Origin of the sequence: Paenibacillus montaniterrae, from assembly GCF_018403185.1 — a bacterium.
Classification (GTDB): Bacteria; Bacillota; Bacilli; order Paenibacillales; family Paenibacillaceae; genus Pristimantibacillus; species Pristimantibacillus montaniterrae.
Genome location: NZ_BOSE01000007.1, coordinates 234,872 through 255,900 on the forward strand (window position 1 = coordinate 234,872; position 21,029 = coordinate 255,900).

Here is a 21,029-nt window from a genome sequence, read left to right on the forward strand (position 1 = left end):
ATAGATCCACTGGATGTCCAGAGATCCGATTGCGGCGCAAGCTTAATGCTTTGTCCGTAATGGGATCTTTTTTTGTCTAATTGGTCTGTTTTGTTCACGTCATTCTAAAGCCGGGAGGGTAGACAATCGTGCAAGGACAGGTACAGGTGCATATTCTACTATCTCTATCCTAATGAAGAGGTGTTTATGATGAAGAGAAACAAGCTTTTACGACCATGGCTCGCCTTGCTGCTGGCTACCGTCTTGGCATTTCCAGTTATTATTCCAGGTGGGGTCAGTGACGCGGCAAGCAATCAGACGAACTCTGACACTGCCGATTATTTTGGCTCCCGCTTCCCCGCTCTGGCCGGACAGGAGCATGTATTTGACACACTGACCTACTATGAGCTTGATTATTTGCTGCGCAATGCTGGAACAGCTGCCGATGATAATTACATTATTCTGTTTGGCGGCTCCTGGCAGCCTGAAACTCAAGCGGCAATCGGCTATATCAATGAAGTTGCGCAGGCGTACGGCATAACCTCAATTAGAGTGTTTGATACCAAACTGGCTGGCCCGGAGCTCGAATTTGACATTGCCGATCCGAACAGCCCATACGGCGAGTCCTTTACTAGACGATATGTCGATCTCGGAGCCAGATATCTTACCAATTTGAACGACCATACTTCCGGTAAATCAGGAACACTGTCGGCAGAATATACCTCCACAGCGATAAATGAAACCGAACAAATTTCACCGCCAGGAGGAGAAGGAACGAAAACAGTCAACATTGCCGAAGCCCCGTTTCTCTTTATATACAATAAAGGAAATATCGGCTCTCCGATCGTTGCCTCTCTCGAAGGGCTTGATGCAGCCGGCGGACTGGAAGGATTGCAGAGCGGCAGCGGTGTCAATGATTACATAGCGGCATTGCAGAAATTGTTCGATCAAATTTCTGATACAGGCGCTGACAATGTAAAACGCGCCCGTCACAAAGTGCTAAGCAATCTGGAATATATTCCTGGATCATACAACGAGTTTAAGTCATCTCCGCGAAACCCAGAGGATCCAATCGCACCGGACATTTTCACTGCCGAAGATCCGCCAGCTGTGATCGATTCTGTTACACTCGATGAATTGAAGCATGCCTTGAGCCAGGATCAGGCTGCGGTAGTCTTTATTGGCTGCGCCTGGTGCGGAGACAGCCAGGGCATCGTGAAATATTTGAACCAGGTAGCCAACGAATATGGCGTAGGGAAGGTATACAACTGGGATTTCAAGCTGGACGGCGGAGTCGGCGGCTTAACCAGCTATACGATACCTCGCAATCCTCGTTATGCCTGGGGCGAAACGTTGAACGGCAATGCGCTCCATACAAGAACGAGCAATGTAGCGATCACCCATATTTTCACGGATTTGGTCAATACCTATTTGCCTAATCTTGTATCTCAGGATACGAATCGAAACAATCGCATTACCGGCATTAACCCGATTACTAACGCTGAGGTAAGCTCCAGCAGGCTGCAAGCGCCGTATATTTTCGTTTACGACAAACGGAATTATGATGAGCACAACAATTGGGCGCCTGTGCTGGGACATGTGGAGCTGATGGGCTATTGGCGAGATACGCACCATAATGAAAATGCGAAAAGCTTAAGATTAAACAGCTTGCGCACGCTATTGTCACGCCTGGAATGGAAGCCTGAGGGCCTGCAAGCCAGCTCTATCTCTACACCGGATGGCAAAGGTCAAATTACAGGCATAGCCAATAAAGCGCTGGAATACCGTTTAAAAGGCACGTCTGAATATATCGCCGTTGCCAGCAATAGCAACACAATCGACAATCTCGAGCGCGGCGTTTATGAGATGCGATACGCATCCAAGCCGGGCTTCGACACCTCCAACAATAATGATGGCACGGCTGTTGCAAGACCATATCCTGCCAGCGAGCCTGTAAATCTATATATTAGCGGCTATCAGGAAGCAGCTCCGCCAGACGAAAGCAAGCTTCGCGTTGAGCCTGCAAGCTCACTGGATAACAATGATGGGAAAATTATTGGCTTGAAAGCCGTTCATGAGCAGCAGCCGCAGTATGCTTTGGAGTATCGCAAGGACGGAGGAGAGTTTGCCCCTGTTCCTGAGACGGCTCTGGCAAACGACGTATGGTCCGGCCTTGAAGCAGGTGTGTATGAAATTCGTTACGGAGCCTATAAAGCCGGGAATAGCATGCTTAATCCAAGTCTTGCTGTAAGCTTGACCGTAAAGGGACATGTAGCTGCTCCTGCTGGTTTGCAGGGCATAGCGCCAACGTCCAGCTTGCAAAACAACGGCAAAATTATCGGTGTAAGCACTGATCAGGAATATCGCCCGGCTAATGCAGCCTCGTATATTTCGGTTACTGGCAACGAAATTATCGAGCTTTCTCCTGGCAATTACTTCGTTCGCTACAAGGCGACTGCTGCTACGCTTGCCAGTGAAGCAACTGAGGTGACAGTGCCGCAATACTATCCATCTACCGGGAATGGCGGCGGTGGTGGCTCCGGCAGCAACAATACGGGGAACGGCAATAGCAATAGCGAGCCTGCGGACGGCATCACGCTCACGAATAATGGGGCACGCGCCGAAATAAGCGCCAAGGCAGACGCAGAAAGTGGACTTTCCATTGCCTTTCTCAACGATAAAGCCGTTGCAGGCTTGCTGGAGCAGGCTAAAAAAGTAGAGCTTGCAGGAAGCAAGGCTACGCTGGAAATCAAGGTAGAGGAAGCTGAACGCGCTGACAGCATTCAAGTGACGATACCGCGCGACGCCTTCAATAAGCTGGTATCTGGCAGTAATGCGGATGTGGTCGTTAGTACCAGCTTCGCCGCGGTCACCTTTAACACTGTGGCGCTTAAATCTATCAGTGCTAACGAAGATAAGGGCGATATTAGCTTGATCCTGATTCAATCCGAGCTGACCGAGGAAGGAAAGCATGTGCTGGGCGACCGTCCGGTATATGATGTGCTAGTTTATGCTGGAGAAACAACGATCAGTTCGCTCAACGGCTCGGAGGTGCATGTGTCATTGCCGTATACGCTGCAGCAGGGTGAAGACTCACATGCAATTATTGTATATCACTTAACCGATGCAGGAGAGCTTCACATCGTCAAGGGCCAATATGAGCCTGATCAAGGAGCAGTTACCTTTAGCACAGCGGATTTTTCACAATACATTATTGGCTACAACAAAATTGACTTCGAGGATGTCAAGCCGGATGCGTGGTATGCTTCGGCCATATCCTATCTAGCGGCGCGCGACCTTGCTAACGGCACAGGTGACAATCGCTTCAGCCCTGATTCCAGCATCACACGCGGGCAGTTCCTTGTACTGCTGCTCAACGCCTACGGCATTGCACCTGAAGAAGCTAGTGCAAATAATTTTGCGGATGCCGGCAATACGTATTATACGGGTTATCTTGCAGCAGCAAAGCGACTGGGCATCGCCAACGGCTTTGAAGACAATCGCTTCGCTCCAGAAAGCTCTATTTCTCGTCAGGACCTGTTTACGCTTCTTTACCGTGCGCTAACTGTACTTGACGAACTGCCAGAAACGCATGCAGGAACAGCTGCTCTTTCCGATTTTTCGGATGCCGGCACTATTTCGGGCTATGCGAAGGATGCCATTGCGCATTTAGTTGAGGCAGAAGTTCTCGCTGGCGCGAATGGCAAGCTGCTGCCGCATGAGACGACAAGTCGCGCAGAAGCAGCACAGGTGCTGTACAATCTGCTATCTCGTTAAGCAAATCACTTGGCCACAACCCTATGAAGGAGTGCAAAAACTATGGAAAACAACGTATTGTCTGCGCTAGAGACAAACTGGCTATCGTTGCTAATATCAGCCGTTTTGCTAGGCTTGCTTTACTGGCTGGCACGCAAACGAATCGGCTTCGGCACACGCGTGCTGCTGGCGCTTGGACTTGGGCTGGGAGCAGGACTGCTGTTTAATCAGCTACAGCTGGAGACGGAAGGCGTTAGCCTCATCGGCTCGATCTATATTAACTTTATTCGCATGATCGTCATCCCGCTCGTGTTCGTGCTGGTGATCAACAGCATTATTTCCATTACAAATCTCGGATATTTGCGCAAGCTAAGCGTAAAAACGATCGGCTGGTTTCTTGGTACGACCGGTGTTGCTGCAATTATCGGACTTCTTGTCGCACTGGCTCTCAATCCGGGCGCAGACTTTGAAGCATCGCCACCGAGCAATTACGAGGCCCGCAGTGTGCCTAGCTTCTTCCAGGTTATTTTGGATCAAGTCCCATCCAATCCAATTAATGAAGCAGCTCAGGGCAAAGTAGTGCCTGTGCTGATCTTCGCCTTATTTTTGGCAGTCGCCATCGTCAAGGTCGGCACGAAAAATCCAGACTCGGTTCAGCCCGTTAAAGCCTTCATCCAGTCTGCTACCGAGGTTTTGCACCAAGTGGTCAAATTCGTGCTTCGCTTCACACCTTACGGGGTTTATGCGCTTATTGCAGTAATGGCCTCCAAATACGGCTGGGAAACATTAGAGCCATTGGCGCTGCTTATTTTAGTTAGCTATATCGCGCTCATCCTTCATTTCGTATTCGTATTCGGCGGTTTGGTTACGTTCGTAGCGAAAGTTAATCCGCTTAAATTTCTTAAGAAGGCTTATCCGACAATAGCGGTGGCGTTCACAACACGCAGCAGCTATGCGACATTGCCGATAAATTTAGAGGTTATTACGAAAAGATTGCGCGTCTCTCCCGCCATAGCCAGCTTCGTCGCTCCACTGGGCGCATCTATGAACTTCAATGGCTGCGGCGGCGTGTGGCCGGCGGTAGTATCCGTATTCGTAGCCGAGGTGTACAGCATTCCGCTAACGATAACGGATTATGTACTGATTGTACTAATCAGCATCATATCTTCCATTGGCGTGGCCGGTGTTCCGGGGCCTGCCTCAATCTCTACTACGGTCGTGCTAACCGCGGTTGGCTTGCCGCTTGAAGGGATTGCACTCGTTGTCGCTGTCGAGGCGCTGATCGATATGGGTCGCACCGCAGTAAATGCAACAGGCACCACGGTAACTGCGCTGTTGGTTGCTGATTCTGAAGGGGAATTCGATCGAGAAAGTTTTAATCGAGGAGAAGAAGACGAACTGGAGCTAAATCCAGTATAATTCACTTTTGTAACGAAACTGGTAATCGCCATAGATGTGAATGTTGCTCATCTCATGCGCGATCCAGTTTCGTTACATTTTTTTACCTCAAAATGTATTTGCTACGACTCTTTGCGAGTCGTCGTTTCCCGTTCACGGTTGCGGCGGTCTCGCTCCAACGCCTCCGCAACATAATCTCTTGGCTCTACTTTCCCTAGCTTGAAGTTAATACGTAACAGCAGCACAATAGCAATAAGTAGTAAAATTGTATTCAGCATAAGCATCATCTGCTTTCCTGTATGATGGATCAACGTCAAAATGTTTAACAGTCCTGATAGATTGCCAGCTTGTCCATAATTTGGGTCACGACCTCATCTACTGCATATTCATCCGTTGCAATAAACTGCTCAAAGCGTCCGTTCTGCAGCGCTTGCGTACACTTTTGCGCTTGCTGATAGGACCAGCCTCCTGGAGGATCGCCCCGCTTCTGCAGACGCTTATGAATCGTTTCTTCAGTAGCGAGCAAACAAAAATGATGCAGCTCGGCATCAATTTCTCGTAAACCATTTGTAATATATTCGAAGTTTTCCGTCTTATAAATCGTCATAGGGATGATCAGATGCATCTTATATTTCTTCTTAATCTCATGCGCGGTCTGTACGGTCAGTATTCTCCATAGCTCCATATCTTGAAAATCATCTGTTCGCTCATTAGCTAGCCTAACGGATTCAGGAATGAGCTTCCTTAGCATAAAACCTAGTTCTTCCGGATCATAAATCAAGCTATTACTCAGTACTGACTGCAGCATGTAAGCAACTGATGTTTTGCCAGAGCCAAAGGCTCCATTGATCATGACGATCATGATACACCTCCATCACAAACTTATTATAAATTTGAAACGCGATGATGTAGAGTTAAACTTCTTAATTTCCAAACATTACAGCAATCATTCTAATATTAACATATTTATTATGCATGAACGCATATTTTGAGAAATTTTATGTTTATTAGCAAATAGCATAAAGGAGAGCCACAAGCACGCTATAAATGAATAAGCGATGCTTATGCTCTCCTTTATGAACGGCGCGAGCCATAAGGCTCGAATTGTAAAGAAGTGCGGTTGCCTGCTGTTATGGAAAGGTATTTCGAGCGCGTCTGAACAAAAATTCGGATAATTAGCTATCCTCAGATTCTCAGACACGCTCTGGAGGAAGTAAAAAACATATGGAATGATCGCTATCCCTGTTACTTTCACATAGGTCAACAAACTCATTCCTATAGTTCTATTTTACCACCAATACGCTTAAACCCGTCGAAATACTAACGAAAGGTGCTTTTTTTGTCATATCTTGCACTATACTCGCATAGTTGCTAAAAATTCGCCAAAAAAATAAACAGCAGCACAATTACAGCCGACATTAGATAAAAGACTGTTGAGCGCCGCCCGCTTTGTCTCAGCCATATGCCGTAGGAGCAAATAATTGTTGTGCTCGTATAATAGAGCATAAATAGAATGGCCTCAGGAGATGTAAAGTAAGCGAGCAAATTAATGCTGCCAACCCCGACAACGAGTGGTGTAATAAACACGAGCAGCAGGCCAATCAGCATAAACATAATCGTTTGCGATAGAAAGCAGTATTTGTTGAAGGCTCGCAAAAAAACGACGCAAATAAAATACCATACTGAGCCGCATAGAAAAAAAATGGGTGCTGTCCACCACAAAACTGTGCTAAGCTCTGTCAAACGCTCATTATATACGAGCCAGAGCGTCAGCATATATACATTCATACCCGCCAAATAGCCGGTAATAAGAACATAAGGGTAGTAGAGTATAGAATTAATTGCAATCGCATCCTTTTTCTACTCAAATGCAAGAATGTTAGGCGGATCTTATTGACAAATCATCAGAACATTGCCGTCTGGATCCTTAATATTGAACCATTGATTATTCTGAATGTCAGTTAAAATGTCAATGCCGCTCTCTTTAGCATATTGATATGCCCGCTCGATATGATCCGTTCTCAGTTGCATGGACGGAACTTTAAATACGTGATCTGGCGCATAAATTTTACTGTCCAGCACAATATCCGCTCCATTCTGCATAGGCAGCACATAAATATGACCGAAGTGAATCTCTCCATCGTTCGGCAAATTGAGCAGCTTGCAGTACCAATCGCGTGCAGCCTCGATATCGCTTACTGGAATAAATACACCTTGAACTCTATTTTGAATTGGCTGTGACATACCAATACCTCCTTAAGACCATTCGAAATAACCTATTCGAAATCAATTCGCTCAAAAGCTTTTAAAACTCGCAAATTATTCAAAGTAATAGATCCTGTCCATTCCTTTTTTGCTATTTCCCATTGCTCCTCATATCTTCCCCATGACCAGTTTGGCTCCCAGGTGCCTTGCCCGTTCATGGAATCGATAAGTTGATCCAAATCCTGCGGAATTACATCCTCATATTTGCTGTAAAAGCTGGAGTCTGGCGATGTGACGACCTGAAGCGGCACAGCACAATAACCGTTGCGCTGCTCAGGCTCCTTTACGACACAGCTTTCGACAAAGCGATTCATTTCTCGGGAAATAATTTGCTGCTTCTCATCGGAAAGCACAGAATATAGCCTAATATAGCAAAATAGCTCATGCATTTCGTTGCATGCACAGCTTGTTCGCAAATATTCGATAGCATCCTGCAGTAGTGTCTGCGTTTTCTGCTTAAGCTGCTCTGGCAGCAGATGTGGATATTGAAGCAAGTAAGCAACAATTTCAGCGTTTGGATTCCCCCAGGTTTCGGTTTGCGGGGAGTAATTCCACCAAATCGCCCGCGGGTTCTGATCAGCCTCTTGCGGGATAATTTCCCATCCATTTATGTCTGGCTTGTAGCTATTAGCGAAATATTCGAAGCTGCGAATCAGCATATCCTCTTTCTCAGTAGAAGTCGTTAGCAGTGAAAGATGCTGCAAGGCAACAGTTGTCGCCAGTGCAGATGATTCCTTGCATCTCAAATCGGGCTCGAGCGCGTTGCCAAAGCCGCCATCGCTGTTCTGGTAAGCAGCTAGCTCCATTAACACCTGCTGCTCACCACCGGATTCAAATTCATAACAGAACAGAGCGCGTTCCAGCGCTCGAGCCTCTGTATATAAGTACTGGCGTGCCTGCTCGAATTGTGAGCGAGATAGCTTTTTCATTGAACCGCTCCTTAGCATTATCTTCTAGTCATTTCTACTATTTTAGCATATATCATAATAGTTTTACATATTTTGGTTTAATCTTTGTTGCAGCAGCAGGATGCTGGCTTACTGTTCATCAGCAGCATGAACATACCAGCGCGGTACAATGCTGGCAAAGTTATGATGATCCTCTATAACTCGTACAAGCCGCTGCAGCATCTCGTTGGTTTCTTCAGGCTTTACCTTTTGAATCCATACAATAGAGGAAATCAAGCTCATCGCGATATAGAGGGTGTACAGCCTCCAAAAATACTCGGGCGGCGATTGCTCATTAAAATAGCCGCGAATTTGCCCAATTGCAAATGGAACGCTGACCTCAACGCTAAACAAACCGACCTTGAGAAACTCGTGAAACGGATCTCCCCAGTCGCATCGATTGAAATCAATTACTCCTGCAAGCTTGCCGTCCTTCACGACCAAATTGCCGGGGTGATAGTCATCATGCTGAAAAAGGTTAGGCCTGTCCTCCATAAGATGAATATGCTCGTCGATAAAGGCGATCATGCTTTCATCATGCGGTATCCGCATACCGAGCTGTTCATAGCTTCTCATATAGGCTTGATGCTTGGCTTGCTTGCGCTCATGCCAGGAGGGCATAGCTTGATCTGCTTGATGACGATGAATCTTTTTCAGCTCTTTGCCCGCTTCTATCCCAATCTGTAGCTGCTGCTCCTCCGTATAATGCAGCAAGGCATCGGTTGCTTCTTCGCCGTCAATATAGCTTAAAATCATATAGCCCTTCGAGATATCTTGCCATTCGCCCAGCTCAATCGCTTTGGAGCAGCTTACATCATATTGCTGCATCGCTTGCAGCGCACGAAACTCAGCATATTTGGCACCAGCTTGCGCGCTATCGAAAATTTTTACTACATAGCTGCCCTCCGCTTGCTGCACAAGAAACTTCTGATCGTCAGAGTATCCTTTCAAAATAGGCTTAATATTCGATGCATGCTGAAATTTTGCAAGACGTTTAATATATTCCTGCTCCTTACCTGCTAAATTCACAGCAACAACCTCCGATTAGATTTCATAGTGTAAGCGCATTCGCAAATGATGTCTTCGCTCCTTGTTACGGTTGCTCCAATTCCTTTACTGCTTGAGCAAGCTCCCTCCGGTACCGAGCTACATAGGGCACAGCTAATAAGCTTAGAACTGCTAAAGTTGTAAAGATTAGCAGTCTAATCCAAGTCGCCATTGTTAGAAACTGTAGCATCACCATCGGCCACACGGCAGAAAGTGCAGTAATGAATCTTGATCCTGCTGTAACATGGCTCATTGTGCCGCATTGTTGGCAAGTTACCGGCTTATACAACCAAGAGATTGATTTTAGCACTTGCTTATAGCTAAAACGCATGCCGCATTTTTCACAGGCTTGCATCAGCATCCCCCGTTTCTCGCTTCATATAATTACCGTGCTTAATAATTTCTGTCCTTAAGATCCTTGTCGTCAAACCAGACCTGGATAAATTCGATAACAGGACTGCCGTGCAAGGCGATCATAAATTCACCCTGTACAAAAATATCCTCTGAGAAATCACTTTCTACAAATCCGTAGGACAACAGCTGCTTTGCGGCAGCCTCCTGCTCATCTCCAACCCTAATCGCATAGACCGAATGATCAGCTGAAACCAGCTCAAGTCCGCCTACTCTGCCGTACAAATCATTGTCAGCATCACCTGGAAAGCTGATCTGCACGCCCTGCTCCTTATAGTCACGACCATGCCCGCCAAAGCCGTGCAAATATTGCCCAGCACCCCAAAGCTCAATTACTTCCTCCTCAAGCATGCCAAACTTTATATCCGCGACATCGAGGTTGTGATTAAGATCATCCAGGCTCAAACGATTTTTATCGGGCAGCCAATAGAGAACGACCACGGCCGAGACAATTACCAATCCTAGCAAACTAAACATGATGGCTTGTTTTCGTTGTATCATAGCATGACTTCCTTTACATTCCTTCTTCATCCTTCCCCCAGAAAGCAAACACCCATCTGCTGCTTGCTTTCGCCTTTGACAGATGGGTTTTCTAGGTGACGGTATGTTTTTAACTAGCTTCATAATTTCATTTTAACAAACATTAGGCTATAAAGGGAATGAAAAAGATTGCTCACATACTAATTAAAACCATTGATGCCATTAACAGCCTTATTTTCTCAAGAAATTTATATAATCTGCTTTGTATATTTGGATCATGCCGTCAAGTTGTGTGAAAACCTGAAGCCGTTTTTGCAAGCCTAGGCCATAACACCTGCTAGATACTGGATTTGCGCTGCTTTTTAGCTGCATAAGCTGCAGCCATTCTCGTAATGACGAGCAAGACAACATAGAAAAACACGATGTTCAGAAAAAAGCCAAGAAGGTTAAGGTTTACCCCTTTAATGAACCAAATTTGCTTGCCATTTGGAGCATGATGATAATCTGTCAGAAACGCAAAAGGAAAGCCATACGTAGAGCTTGCCATGCCGGTCTCTCCCGGTCTGCCTGGAAAGATCAAAATTGTTAGTAGACTAAGCCAGGCAGCATAATTTACTAGCTTTGTATTCATTTCACGATCCTCCTTTAGTTTTAAAGCTCGACTAATGGCCAGAGAGATAGTTCCAAATTCCAACAAGAAATAGAATACCGCACAACGTCAGAATAAAGGTAAGCAGGAACGTAATAAGTGACAACTTCTTTTGGCGGCTTCTTGATGATACTGCTACCGACTGTTCGAGCTGCTCGATACGCTGCTTCATATCATCGAGGTCCTGTCGCAGCTGTTCGTTATTAGGCTTCTGCTCCATTGTATTACCTCCTTCAATCAACTTTTTTAGGCTCATCCTTTGATAGCTCTGCTTGATGCTGCTTGGCATATTGCTCCAGCTCGGCTTCAATTTCTTCATCAATTGGAGTTTTCTTGATCGGCTGCTGCTGCTCGCTTTCGTCATCTGAAGTATCGGAATGCTCGTTGTCCAGCAGCTGATTTTGCCGTTTTTCCGACTCTTTTTCTTCCATCATCATTTTGTAGTTTAGCGTATCCTCATCGTCGATCCCCAGCTTTAGCTTGATGCTCAGCAAGTCGTTGCGTATTTTCTTTGTTCTAAAGTAGGTAGCAAAAACCATTGCAAATACGACCAAAATCATTAAAGGAATCGCATATCCGCCTAGAAACAAGAAACAAATGAATGCAATCAATATTCCCAAAAAGAACATGAAAGTCCCGCCTCTCTATCAGCTATAGCTCACCTGGCCATTGCTTTGTCAGCTCGTTGCTCCAACAGGCATACACGCCCTAGCTAGGAGAAGCTTCTTCTTTATAGTGCGCAATGTCTCCATGCAGCACGATTTGCGGCTGATCGCCCCGCAGCTCGATTTTGCACAGACAGGCTGGATAAATATATGGAAGCTGCCATAAATCCTCCATCCGTCGCTGCTCGAAATGAGCCATAATCAGCTTGACAACAACGGTATGGGTGACGATGAGTATGGTTTCGCCTCGATGCTTATCGATCAACTGATGAAGCTCGTCAATCGCTCGTTGTGATACAGCTTGAAAGGTTTCGCTGCCGGACACTGCAAATTTGTCTGGATCATTCCAAAAGTATGCAAATTGCTCAGGAAACAGCTGCTTCGCCTCATCCTGCGTTTTGCCTTCCCATACACCTAAGCTGATCTCCTTAAAGGCATCGCTTGCTATGACGGGGAGCGTTCGTGCCCCCTTCACGATTTGCGCCGTTTTTAGCGCTCTGTCGCTTGAGCTTGCATAAATATGATCGATTGGCACATCCTCAAGCGCTTCTGCAAGCCACTCGGCCTGCTTAACGCCCAGTGCAGTGAGCGGAGAGTCTTGATGCCCCTGCAATTTATGCTCGACATTCCATTCTGTCTGCCCATGCCTTACCACATATATTGTCGTTACTTCTGACATCTGTTTGCTGTCTATAGGCTTAATAAAGGAGACAATTCTGTTTGCTTCCGCAAAGCCCAGCTTCTGGTGAAACTGCTGGCTTGCCACATTGCTGAGCTCTGTATCCGAGCCTATTTCACTGCAGCCGAGCGAGGCCGCCCAACGTTCTCCTGCTTCAACGAGCCTTCTCGACACTCCCTGCTTTCTGAAGGACTCTTCAACGTAAATCGCCTCAATGTAGCCTACTGGTGAAGATTGCGAGCCTTCTACATAATCGGTGCGCAGAGACATATGAATAAAGCCTATATAGCGATCGTCAGCAAGCGCTGCATAAACGATATCTTTCGCCGAGGAGATAAGCTGCTGGAATTCCTCCCTCATTTCTTGAAAATCATTATAGGGCCACAGCTTTACAGACATTTTTGCAACCTGATCAACACTCAATTCGTTCAACTGCTTAATTTGAATCATTACGCTTCGCTCCCTTGTCAAATATGTATGCTCTCCCTGCGCAATAAATAAGATAGCCGATCAAAAATCCCAATGAATTAAGGAGAATATCATCAATATCGAGACTTCCTCTTTTGCTTATAAGCTGGGCCAGCTCCAAGGCAATTAATGCGATTAAAAATATTCCGTAGGCCTTCAAGCCCTGCTTCAAGCAGGCCGCAGGCAGCAAAATGCCAAACGGAATAAATACGCCAATATTGCCGAACAGGTTAATTACCCATGTATTCGTATTAAATTGATCAATATTCAGAAAGTGTCTAATTGTAGCAAAAGGAACAAGATTGTAGCTGTAATCTGTATATGGATATCGACCAAAGCCGAATAGCATCAAATAAGTGAGAAATGCCGTATAGCCTAGCAATAATAGAAGTGCTGCCGATTGATATTTATGCATCTGCAGTTCACCTGGCTTCTTTTTCTATCAAGTTCCGTTCGAGCAATGCCATCAATGGAAGGCGGTTTTCTTCCAGTCAAGCTGTTAATGCTGTTTAAGCTTGGCCTTGAGGAAAGCTACAAGCAAATATACGGCTATGCCAGCCAACAATACAGCAATAATTTCAGAAATCATATAAACGGGATTATTTAACGTACTTCCAAATTCAACCGTTTGCTGCAATTTATCAATAGAATTGTACGATTCAAGTATATTGGGGGCATATCTATCGGTTGCTACTATACCTGCTGCAACCTTTAGTCCAAAATAGACAATCATTAAGCAAACAGAAAAAATTAACGCTTTAACTAGAGTGCGTTTCATTATACTTCAACCTTTCTTTCTTTTTTAGTCAGTTTTTACCACTTCCATTATTATACAGTATATGAACATAAAAGCTATACAGAATGAGCAATAAATCTCGAAATTAAAGTATTATGTCGCTCTCATATAGAAAAAAGCATGCTTGCTCCTATTCTGCTGAATGATAGCAGATATAGATTCAAGCATGCTTGTTATCGCGGCTCAGATTGGATTGGCCGCACGCGGGTACGCCTCGCAGTAGCCGGGCAGAAATACGCAATGTCTGCATTAAGAAGCGCTCGATTCATAAAAAACAAGACGGTTTCCGAAAGGATCAGTAAGCGTCATCTCCTCCAGCTCCCAAGGCGTCTTTTCTATACCTGGCCGCAAATAGCGATATGACTTTGCTGTCAACTGCTGATGCAGTTGGTGTAATCCGCTCATCTCAATTCTGATTGCTGCTCCAGGCGTGCAGTCGCCATGATGCTCCGATAGATGGATGGTGACTGTGCCTAGTGTAAGCTGCATGTACAAGGGAAGCTCAGGCTCAAACCGATGCTCCCAGTCAATATTAAACCCTAAGTAATCGACATAGAACTCTTTTGCTTTCGCAATATCAAATATGCGTAGAATAGGAATAACTTGCTTCAGCATTAAACGATTCTCCTTATCTCTAACTATTATCACTTGCTGGTGACTGTGACAGCCTTTTGTAAATTCCCTTGATCAATATGTAAAAGGCAGCTATTATTATAAGCTTCTGCAGCCATGAGATGATCACAAACCATTGGCCAATTGTGATTGCGCTATCTCGTGAAACGTTGTCGTACAGCCAATTATCCACAAACAATGGAATAGCCATTTGGACGACTTTCCATATAAGCATTAATCGAAAAAAAGTTGCTCCCTCACGAAAAGCTCGCTTCTGACAAATCATGCTTCCGGCTATGCATAGCCCGATGAGCGACACTTCAAGCAATATCGCAATAAATTGTATGCTAATCATCCCCTTTTCCTATCGTCTTATCCAGCAGCTGCATAAGCTGCTCATCACTCCAGTCGAACAATTCCAGCAGCGCTGCATATGGATCACCCTCCAGCTGCAGCAGCTTGGCAAATGCCGGCTCTGTTTTTACACCAGAAGCTTTTAGCGCTCTAATTTGTTGCCTGAAGCTGCTATCAATCAGTTGCAGTATGCGGTGTTCAACAACCATATGTTTGTACCCGTATTGCTGGACCGCTGCGACTGGCTGCGCAAACAGCTGAATAAGCCAATCGTTATAATGGAAGCTGCACACCGCTCTTGGTACGCCTTCAACAAGCTTATATGTATAACGGTAGCCACGCATCCTGCTAAAATAATGGTCAACTATAACCTGAAAATCAGTAAAATGGTAAACCTCGCAAATGATATCGAGATCGCTGTCGTCAATGTTAATATCAATCGGAACGGTCCCAACTAGAACAGGCGAATACTCTTGCAAAATCGTGAAAATACGCAGCTCCTGCAAGGTGTGATAGGCATGCTGCTGCGTGGCGCTGCCCTGCAATAAATAATCAATGCCTTGATGAAAGGCTGCAATAGGAGTCATTGTGCCTCCTTTATGCTTCAATAATTGGCAGCAGCTCTGATATCCGATTGACAATATAGCGCGGCTGAAGCTGCTCATCGATCGCTTGCCCGCTCCGATTGTAGTAGCAGAAGTCGATTCCGATGTTCTTGGCCCCAGCATAGTCATCCTTAAGGGAATCGCCAACAAAAAGCACCTCATCACGCGACAAGCCCAGCTCCTGCAATGATATAGTGAAAATATCCTTGCTTGGCTTTCTTACGCCAGCTTCATCCGACACAACAATCGAGTCAAACAGATGATCTATGCTGCCAGCAGCCAAACGTCCGCGCTGCGCTATGCCGACTCCATTCGAAACAATCCCTAATTTATATTTCGCGCTTGCTGCATGAATTACCTCCGGGGCACCGTCTTCATATATACAGGTGCTGCAGAAATATTCCCAGTACGTTTGCGCCAGCTTGCCGTGCAGCCGCTCGTCGCGGTTCAATGTATCGCGAAATGAGCTGATCAGCACCTCCTCGATTGAATCCAGCCCTTGCTTGTGAACGAAGCTAAGCCAATGTCGATCGTTATGCTGCAAATAGGTAGACCAAAACTGCTCCCAGCTCCAATCATGATGCTCGACCAAGCGATGCGCTTCAACTGTTTTCTGCATGCATTGCAGCTCACTTAATGAATAATTCAATAACGTATTGTCTAAATCAAATAGAATAGCTTTATACATGTTGCTCCTCCAGCTTTCGCTTAATATTTGCCAAGGACTGTTCGTCATGGACAGGTGAACGCAAGCGCCAGCCGTCTATTTGGAAGCCACCCGTTTGCTGAAAAACATGCTGTATGAGCTGCTGGCAGCGCTCGCTTTTCAAGATGGTTTTGCTCCAGAGCGGTGCTGCTCCATAAGCTGCTCTACCAGCTGCAGACATTCCTCCAAGCGGCTGATTGTATGCGGGGCTGCCTCCACTGAAGGCTCCCATTGACGAAAGCCTTGCAGCCAAACTGGCGTTAAACCTGCTTTACTCGCTCCCTGAATATCATTAACAGGATGATCGCCTACAAATAAGCAGGCTTGCGCCTCGACGCCTAAACGCTCTAAAGCCAGCTTGAAGATTGCTTGATCGGGCTTTTTGCAGCCGACCTCATCAGATACGATAATATCATCAAAATAAGAGCGCAAACCTGTCTGATCAATTTTTCTATGCTGTGCTCGGATAGAACCGTTAGTAATAACGCCAAGCTTGATTCCTTTTGCCTTCAGCCTTTGCAAGGTATGCTCTGCACCATCCATCAGAACCGTGCATCTGAAAAATTGCTCAAACCAATAATTTAACAGCTGATCTACCGTTACCCCGCTTTTCATATTGAACTTCTCGAGCAGCTCCTGGTACAGCTCTCGCTTGTTGCGGTAACCATCACGATCAGCCACTCGCATATACTCAATCAGTTCGGTTCGTTCGGACGGGTGTGTCTTCACGGTAAAGCGGTCAATAAACTGCTCTGAATACGCCTTGAAGGCGGCCTGCCGATTAACTAACGTATTATCGAGATCGAAGATAACTGCTTGTATGTCCAATGCGTTCCCCTCCTGCAATAAAATGCTGGGGCATATCCACATCAATATGGCTATGCCCCGCAGCTGTGTATTACTTGCTGATCAAGCTCTTTTTCTAATCGGAATGTACAAGTCAACCTTCGCTTTTCCTTCAGGATCAATCGATGGATCGTTCATGCAAAATTCCAGGCAATCGCGATCGTCTGGCTCATACTCGCTGTTTGGCAGCCATTGACCGAACACGCTTTGATAAGCGATAGCGAATTTGTCCAGTGTATCATAGAAGACGTATTTGCCATAAAGTCCGCCTGGCAGCTGCTTGAATTGAACGACAGCGTCCGCTTGCTTGATAAATTGCGCCGGCAGTGTAACACAAGCATCATAGCGGCAGGCGAGCTCTTCTGTCGTGTTAGGGTCGTCTAGCGAAATGCCGATAAAATACTGCTCAGGCGGGTATAGCTGGTGCTCATGCGCCCATTGCCCAAGCTTTTGCCAGGCATGGTACGTTTCCAAATAACTTCCGACATGCCTGACATAGGCCACCTCTAACGGCGGCAATTGTGTAACCGAAATATTCATATTCCAAATCCTCCTCAAAAAGTGGTTGCCTTCTTTTTGATCATAGCGCGGAGGATTCCATTGTTCTTTAGTAATATTGCGAATAAATTGCGAAATCTTGCTATCTTGTACAACTCTACCTTCATGCAATATTTTTCTAAGCTTTCCTGGCGTCATATCGAATTGCTTTTTAAAGCTGGCATTAAAATGCGAGACACTTTCATAGCCGCAAAGCAGCGAGATTTCCAGCATAGACTTATCTGTTTCGCGCAAATAACGAACTGCCAGCTTTAAACGCTCATTGACAATGTAAGCAGCTGGCGTTATTCCGACGACCGCTGTAAACACTCGCGAGAAATGGTACTTGGAGAAATTGGATACTGCTGCTAGCTTATCTAATGTTAATTTTTCGGAAATATGCGCTTCAATATAGGTAGTTACTTGATGAATTCGTTCAATATATTCGTTCATCTGATGCGTCCTTTCGCGCGATTGCAGGCTATACGGATTTGAAAATATGACCTTCATCCTCTGTAATGATTACCTGATATGGCGCTGCTAGTATAAAGTCTACCATTCGCTTTATATTCTCTCTATTTTTCCCATAATCAATAAGCGTAGTTTTTACCTTTGGACGGCTTGAGAGACTAATCGTGCATCGATTATGAGCTGTTTCTAAAATATGAAGCTCGATCTCGTCTCCCCAAGTGAGCCAGTTCATTCCTGCTGAAGCGGTCAGTATTCCCAGACTGAAGTTGCTTTGCTCTATGCTGCATTTGTTGATTTGCTGCAGCGCATGCGTGCATAGCCCGAAGGCCTCCTGCTTGGATGCGGCAATTTCCAGCTGCAATGTATTGTGAACCTTGACAACACTGCTAGTTGACTGACCTGTTCGCTTGAGATTGGCCCACTGAATGAAGGAAAGAATAGCTGTAGTCATTAATCCGAAAAATAGACCTGACATTATGGCATACTTCAACCATGACTCTGTAATATCCACTAACATCAGCGCCATGCCGGCACCGTATAAAATCGACATAACTAAAAATAAAATCAGCTTTTGCTTCACTCGAGCTCTCCTTTCATGCTCTACTTCTATTCGATTTCGACTTCAAATATAGTATCCTTTGGCTCACCAAAGCGAACCAGAATATGCCACATATACTTTAATTGCTGTACTACCTGTTCATAGCTTCCATATTCCTTCCACAGCTCAGGAGATTGCATCAGGCTTGCAGCAGCCAGGCCAATGCAGTGCGCATTAATTTTACCACTCTGTGCAACTCTTTTGGCTAGCTCTGGCATTGCCGGTCCGCGGAAATTGGAAGGAACCTCGTCCACATGCAATTCCAAGCCTCGGTGCCAATACAGATCGAGCCCATATTTGGAGCATAGCTGCTCCAGCACTTGCCCTGTTGCAGTGCCTTGGAACGACGGATCGGCAACTAAAGCCTCTGCGTCGTCTTGCAGTACAATATCGCCATGAACCTGGGCTTCAATATAGTAATCAAGGTTTCGGCTCGGTTTACCATTCAGCCAAGCGGCTCTTGAGAGCGGCAAATGATTAGTGAGCTGCTCAAGCAGCAGCTCCGGCGTCAACTCTTTTCTGCCAAGTGCTTCATTGTGGAAAAATACATCCTTCCACAAAGCCGCCAATACATCGTCAAACTCAGCAAACGTTCCTTTTTCCTTAGGATTTTGCGAGGAGTCCAGATAGGTAAAGGTACAGCGTTTGGATACAGCTGAATGCAGTACAACATAACAAGAGCCAAAGCGGGGAGCTGGTCCGTCATAGCTGCCCAGAAGCTCAAGTGCCCCGTACTTGGGCCGCTCGCTTGCAGCGGTTGATGCTTGATGATAGGCGCCGCCAAATATAGCTTTCTCCCATTCATCCCTCGCGCCACCCGGATAAGCGGTCAAGCCGCCGTTGGATATGCGCGTTTGAAATTGATTTTTATAAATTCCCTCTGCAAGCAAATCATCTGCTACCGTTTTCGTTGCTGTTATAGGTCGGTCGGGATGAAAATGCAGAGCTACTTTGGCGTGAGCATAAATTTGCCGGCTCGCTTCATTAAATCGCGCTCGCGCTGTATCGGACATATACAATACTTCCTCGATTATTTGCTGAGCTTCTGCTTTTCGAGCTTTGGCAGAGTTCGTAATATATTCGATTGCAAGGCTCTGTGCCTTCGTTAGCTTATTGCTCATCATCATCACCTTCCGCGATTTCTCATCCCATTTTAACATCATTTCCCACAATTTAGTTGAATCTCTTTTCATTTTCTATAACATAATAGCCTTTAGCTCCATAGGCTGGAACTAAAGGCTATTATTCATGTCCTGCTTATAGCAGGCTTTCTGCAGGCGAGTTCATTGCAAGGGTCAACTCCTGCTGCTCGAAAATATCAATGAAAACATCTACAATGTGAGGATCAAAATGCAAGCCGCGCTGTCGCTTGATTTCTTCTATTGTTTCCTCCGGGCTCCATGCTTTTTTATATGGCCGTTCATGGGTTAACGCGTCATAGAAATCAGCAAGAGCAACAATTCGCGCCTCTAGCGGTATCGCTTCTCCCTTTAAGCCCTCTGGATAGCCAGTACCATCCCATTTTTCATGATGTGCAACAGCAATAACCTGAGCCAGCTTCAATATCGCAAACGAGCTGCCCTCCAAAATGCTTGCGCCAATCGTCGTATGGGTCTTCATCCGTTCAAATTCCTCGGGCAGAAACCGGCCCGGCTTCATCAAAATTTCATCAGGAATGCCAATTTTTCCGATATCGTGCAGCGCTGCTGCCATGCGAATCATTTCTGATTCATGCTCTGTAAAGCCGAGCCGCTTTGCGATCAATTGGGATATCCAGCCAACCCGCAGCGTGTGCTGTCCGGTCATATCATCGCGATATTCCGCTGCCCGACCAAGCAGCTGCAAAATTTCGATTTGTGCACGCTTTAGCTCCTCAGTCCGCTCGCGCACCTTTTCCTCCAGCGTAGCAGTATAGTGCTGCAGCTGCATATGAAGCTCACGTGTTTTCAATAAATTATTAATACGCAAAATAACCTCGGTTCGGTCGTATGGCTTCGTTAAAAAATCGTTAACACCTGCCCGCAAGCCCTGCTGCTTGGCTTCATGCGTTACATCAGCGGTGAGCATTAAAACAGGCAAATATTGCTCCTCGCCAATATGCTCGCGAATTAGCTGCAGCACCTCCAGGCCATCCATGCCAGGCATATGGAGATCCAACAAAACAATATCTGGCTTAACCTCTGCAAGCAACGGCAGAATTTGATAAGGATCCATCGTTGTATAAATATGTTTAAAGCCTGCTCGCGTCAATATGCGTTCCAATAAACTAATGTTGTATTCCTGATCGTCTACGATTAAAATATTGGCTTGTTGTCTTGTGTCGTCCATTATTGTTCTCTCCATTATCGTTACGCTTGATGTTCACTGCAGCCAGCTAGAGCAGCTTGTATTTTGTTAAGCAGTCTAGTGAAATCGACCGGCTTAGTATCAAAATCATCGCAACCGGCTTCGCGGGCCTTTTGCTCATCTCCTGCCATTGCATGTGCAGTCAGCACGATAACCGGGATATGCTTTGTCTCCGCTGACTGCTTTAAAGTGCGCGTCGCTTCCCAGCCATCAACAACGGGTAAACTGAGATCCATTAATACAAGATCGGGCCGCTCCGATACTGCCAGCTCTATCCCTTGCTGACCATCTTCTGCTGCAATAACGCGAAACCCTTTACGAGACAAGCGACGAGATAGCATGTCGCGATTCATTTCATTGTCCTCGACCAATAAAATGGCTTCCATAACGTCTCACTCTCCTGTTAAATGAAAT

The 21,029-nt window shown here is 45.8% G+C and carries 27 protein-coding genes; 2 read left to right on the plus strand and 25 right to left on the minus strand.

Annotated elements, in window-relative coordinates:
* The first annotated feature begins 189 nt into the window (after positions 1–189).
* Together KJS52_RS18240 and KJS52_RS18245 are read left to right on the plus strand one after the other, a co-directional pair.
* Complete coding sequence (locus KJS52_RS18240; protein ID WP_213517997.1) at positions 190–3,756, plus strand: S-layer homology domain-containing protein; 3,567 nt, start codon at positions 190–192, stop codon at positions 3,754–3,756.
* Between the two features lie 42 nt (positions 3,757–3,798).
* The gene (locus KJS52_RS18245) at positions 3,799–5,154 is read left to right on the plus strand and encodes a dicarboxylate/amino acid:cation symporter (RefSeq protein ID WP_213517999.1); all 1,356 of its coding nucleotides are present in this window, start codon (positions 3,799–3,801) and stop codon (positions 5,152–5,154) included.
* 101 nt (positions 5,155–5,255) lie between these two features.
* Here KJS52_RS18245 and KJS52_RS18250 read toward each other — a convergent pair whose 3' ends face one another.
* From KJS52_RS18250 to KJS52_RS18375, 25 genes are all read right to left on the minus strand, one after another.
* Positions 5,256–5,411, minus strand: coding sequence for a hypothetical protein (locus tag KJS52_RS18250; protein ID WP_213518307.1), 156 nt, complete (start codon positions 5,409–5,411; stop codon positions 5,256–5,258).
* Between the two features lie 44 nt (positions 5,412–5,455).
* A complete protein-coding gene (locus KJS52_RS18255; protein ID WP_213518001.1) occupies positions 5,456–5,995 on the minus strand; it encodes an AAA family ATPase in 540 nt (179 codons plus the stop codon).
* A 509-nt stretch (positions 5,996–6,504) separates the two neighbouring features.
* Entirely contained in the window at positions 6,505–6,747 is a 243-nt protein-coding gene (locus KJS52_RS18260) for a hypothetical protein (RefSeq protein ID WP_213518003.1), read from the minus strand.
* 276 nt (positions 6,748–7,023) lie between these two features.
* Positions 7,024–7,377, minus strand: a complete 354-nt coding sequence (locus KJS52_RS18265) for a VOC family protein (protein WP_213518005.1) — start codon at positions 7,375–7,377, stop codon at positions 7,024–7,026.
* Positions 7,378–7,409: 32 nt separating this feature from the next.
* The gene (locus tag KJS52_RS18270; protein WP_213518006.1) at positions 7,410–8,327 is read right to left on the minus strand and encodes a hypothetical protein; all 918 of its coding nucleotides are present in this window, start codon (positions 8,325–8,327) and stop codon (positions 7,410–7,412) included.
* Positions 8,328–8,435: 108 nt separating this feature from the next.
* A complete protein-coding gene (locus KJS52_RS18275; RefSeq protein ID WP_213518008.1) occupies positions 8,436–9,374 on the minus strand; it encodes an aminoglycoside phosphotransferase family protein in 939 nt (312 codons plus the stop codon).
* Between the two features lie 64 nt (positions 9,375–9,438).
* Positions 9,439–9,753 (minus strand): TIGR04104 family putative zinc finger protein, encoded by a 315-nt coding sequence (locus tag KJS52_RS27930; RefSeq protein WP_373871373.1) that lies wholly within the window; start codon positions 9,751–9,753, stop codon positions 9,439–9,441.
* A 32-nt stretch (positions 9,754–9,785) separates the two neighbouring features.
* Positions 9,786–10,304 (minus strand): hypothetical protein, encoded by a 519-nt coding sequence (locus KJS52_RS18285; RefSeq protein WP_213518017.1) that lies wholly within the window; start codon positions 10,302–10,304, stop codon positions 9,786–9,788.
* Between the two features lie 316 nt (positions 10,305–10,620).
* A complete protein-coding gene (locus KJS52_RS18290) occupies positions 10,621–10,914 on the minus strand; it encodes a hypothetical protein (protein ID WP_213518019.1) in 294 nt (97 codons plus the stop codon).
* Positions 10,915–10,945: 31 nt separating this feature from the next.
* Positions 10,946–11,152: a hypothetical protein gene (locus KJS52_RS18295; protein ID WP_213518021.1), complete on the minus strand. Its 207-nt coding sequence runs from the start codon at positions 11,150–11,152 to the stop codon at positions 10,946–10,948.
* Positions 11,153–11,165: 13 nt separating this feature from the next.
* The gene (locus tag KJS52_RS18300; RefSeq protein ID WP_213518023.1) at positions 11,166–11,561 is read right to left on the minus strand and encodes a hypothetical protein; all 396 of its coding nucleotides are present in this window, start codon (positions 11,559–11,561) and stop codon (positions 11,166–11,168) included.
* A gap of 79 nt (positions 11,562–11,640) precedes the next feature.
* A complete protein-coding gene (gene aac(6') / locus KJS52_RS27850; protein ID WP_306433589.1) occupies positions 11,641–12,726 on the minus strand; it encodes an aminoglycoside 6'-N-acetyltransferase in 1,086 nt (361 codons plus the stop codon).
* A complete protein-coding gene (locus KJS52_RS18315) occupies positions 12,713–13,159 on the minus strand; it encodes a VanZ family protein (RefSeq protein ID WP_213518025.1) in 447 nt (148 codons plus the stop codon). Before KJS52_RS18315 ends, aac(6') begins: the two co-directional genes overlap by 14 nt.
* Before the next feature lie 84 nt (positions 13,160–13,243).
* Positions 13,244–13,522, minus strand: coding sequence for a hypothetical protein (locus KJS52_RS18320; protein ID WP_213518027.1), 279 nt, complete (start codon positions 13,520–13,522; stop codon positions 13,244–13,246).
* 267 nt (positions 13,523–13,789) lie between these two features.
* Entirely contained in the window at positions 13,790–14,155 is a 366-nt protein-coding gene (locus tag KJS52_RS18325; RefSeq protein WP_213518028.1) for a glyoxalase superfamily protein, read from the minus strand.
* A gap of 19 nt (positions 14,156–14,174) precedes the next feature.
* Complete coding sequence (locus tag KJS52_RS18330) at positions 14,175–14,363, minus strand: hypothetical protein (protein WP_213518030.1); 189 nt, start codon at positions 14,361–14,363, stop codon at positions 14,175–14,177.
* Positions 14,364–14,499: 136 nt separating this feature from the next.
* A complete protein-coding gene (locus KJS52_RS18335) occupies positions 14,500–15,114 on the minus strand; it encodes a DUF4269 domain-containing protein (RefSeq protein ID WP_246563714.1) in 615 nt (204 codons plus the stop codon).
* Entirely contained in the window at positions 15,104–15,799 is a 696-nt protein-coding gene (locus tag KJS52_RS18340; RefSeq protein ID WP_213518032.1) for an HAD family hydrolase, read from the minus strand. Before KJS52_RS18340 ends, KJS52_RS18335 begins: the two co-directional genes overlap by 11 nt.
* Positions 15,792–15,941 carry a hypothetical protein gene (locus tag KJS52_RS18345; protein ID WP_213518034.1) on the minus strand — a complete coding sequence of 50 codons (150 nt, stop codon included), beginning with the start codon at positions 15,939–15,941 and terminating at the stop codon, positions 15,792–15,794. The genes KJS52_RS18340 and KJS52_RS18345 overlap by 8 nt, the downstream gene beginning before the upstream one ends.
* A complete protein-coding gene (locus KJS52_RS18350) occupies positions 15,938–16,645 on the minus strand; it encodes an HAD family hydrolase (RefSeq protein WP_246563717.1) in 708 nt (235 codons plus the stop codon). The genes KJS52_RS18345 and KJS52_RS18350 overlap by 4 nt, the downstream gene beginning before the upstream one ends.
* An 81-nt stretch (positions 16,646–16,726) precedes the next feature.
* Complete coding sequence (locus tag KJS52_RS18355) at positions 16,727–17,653, minus strand: AraC family transcriptional regulator (protein WP_213518036.1); 927 nt, start codon at positions 17,651–17,653, stop codon at positions 16,727–16,729.
* A 28-nt stretch (positions 17,654–17,681) separates the two neighbouring features.
* Positions 17,682–18,251: a hypothetical protein gene (locus KJS52_RS18360; RefSeq protein ID WP_213518038.1), complete on the minus strand. Its 570-nt coding sequence runs from the start codon at positions 18,249–18,251 to the stop codon at positions 17,682–17,684.
* Positions 18,252–18,277: 26 nt separating this feature from the next.
* Complete coding sequence (locus KJS52_RS18365; protein ID WP_246563718.1) at positions 18,278–19,429, minus strand: DUF3626 domain-containing protein; 1,152 nt, start codon at positions 19,427–19,429, stop codon at positions 18,278–18,280.
* Positions 19,430–19,526: 97 nt separating this feature from the next.
* Positions 19,527–20,597, minus strand: a complete 1,071-nt coding sequence (locus KJS52_RS18370) for an HD domain-containing phosphohydrolase (RefSeq protein ID WP_213518040.1) — start codon at positions 20,595–20,597, stop codon at positions 19,527–19,529.
* A gap of 20 nt (positions 20,598–20,617) precedes the next feature.
* Positions 20,618–21,001, minus strand: a complete 384-nt coding sequence (locus KJS52_RS18375; protein WP_213518042.1) for a response regulator — start codon at positions 20,999–21,001, stop codon at positions 20,618–20,620.
* Positions 21,002–21,029: the final 28 nt, after the last annotated feature.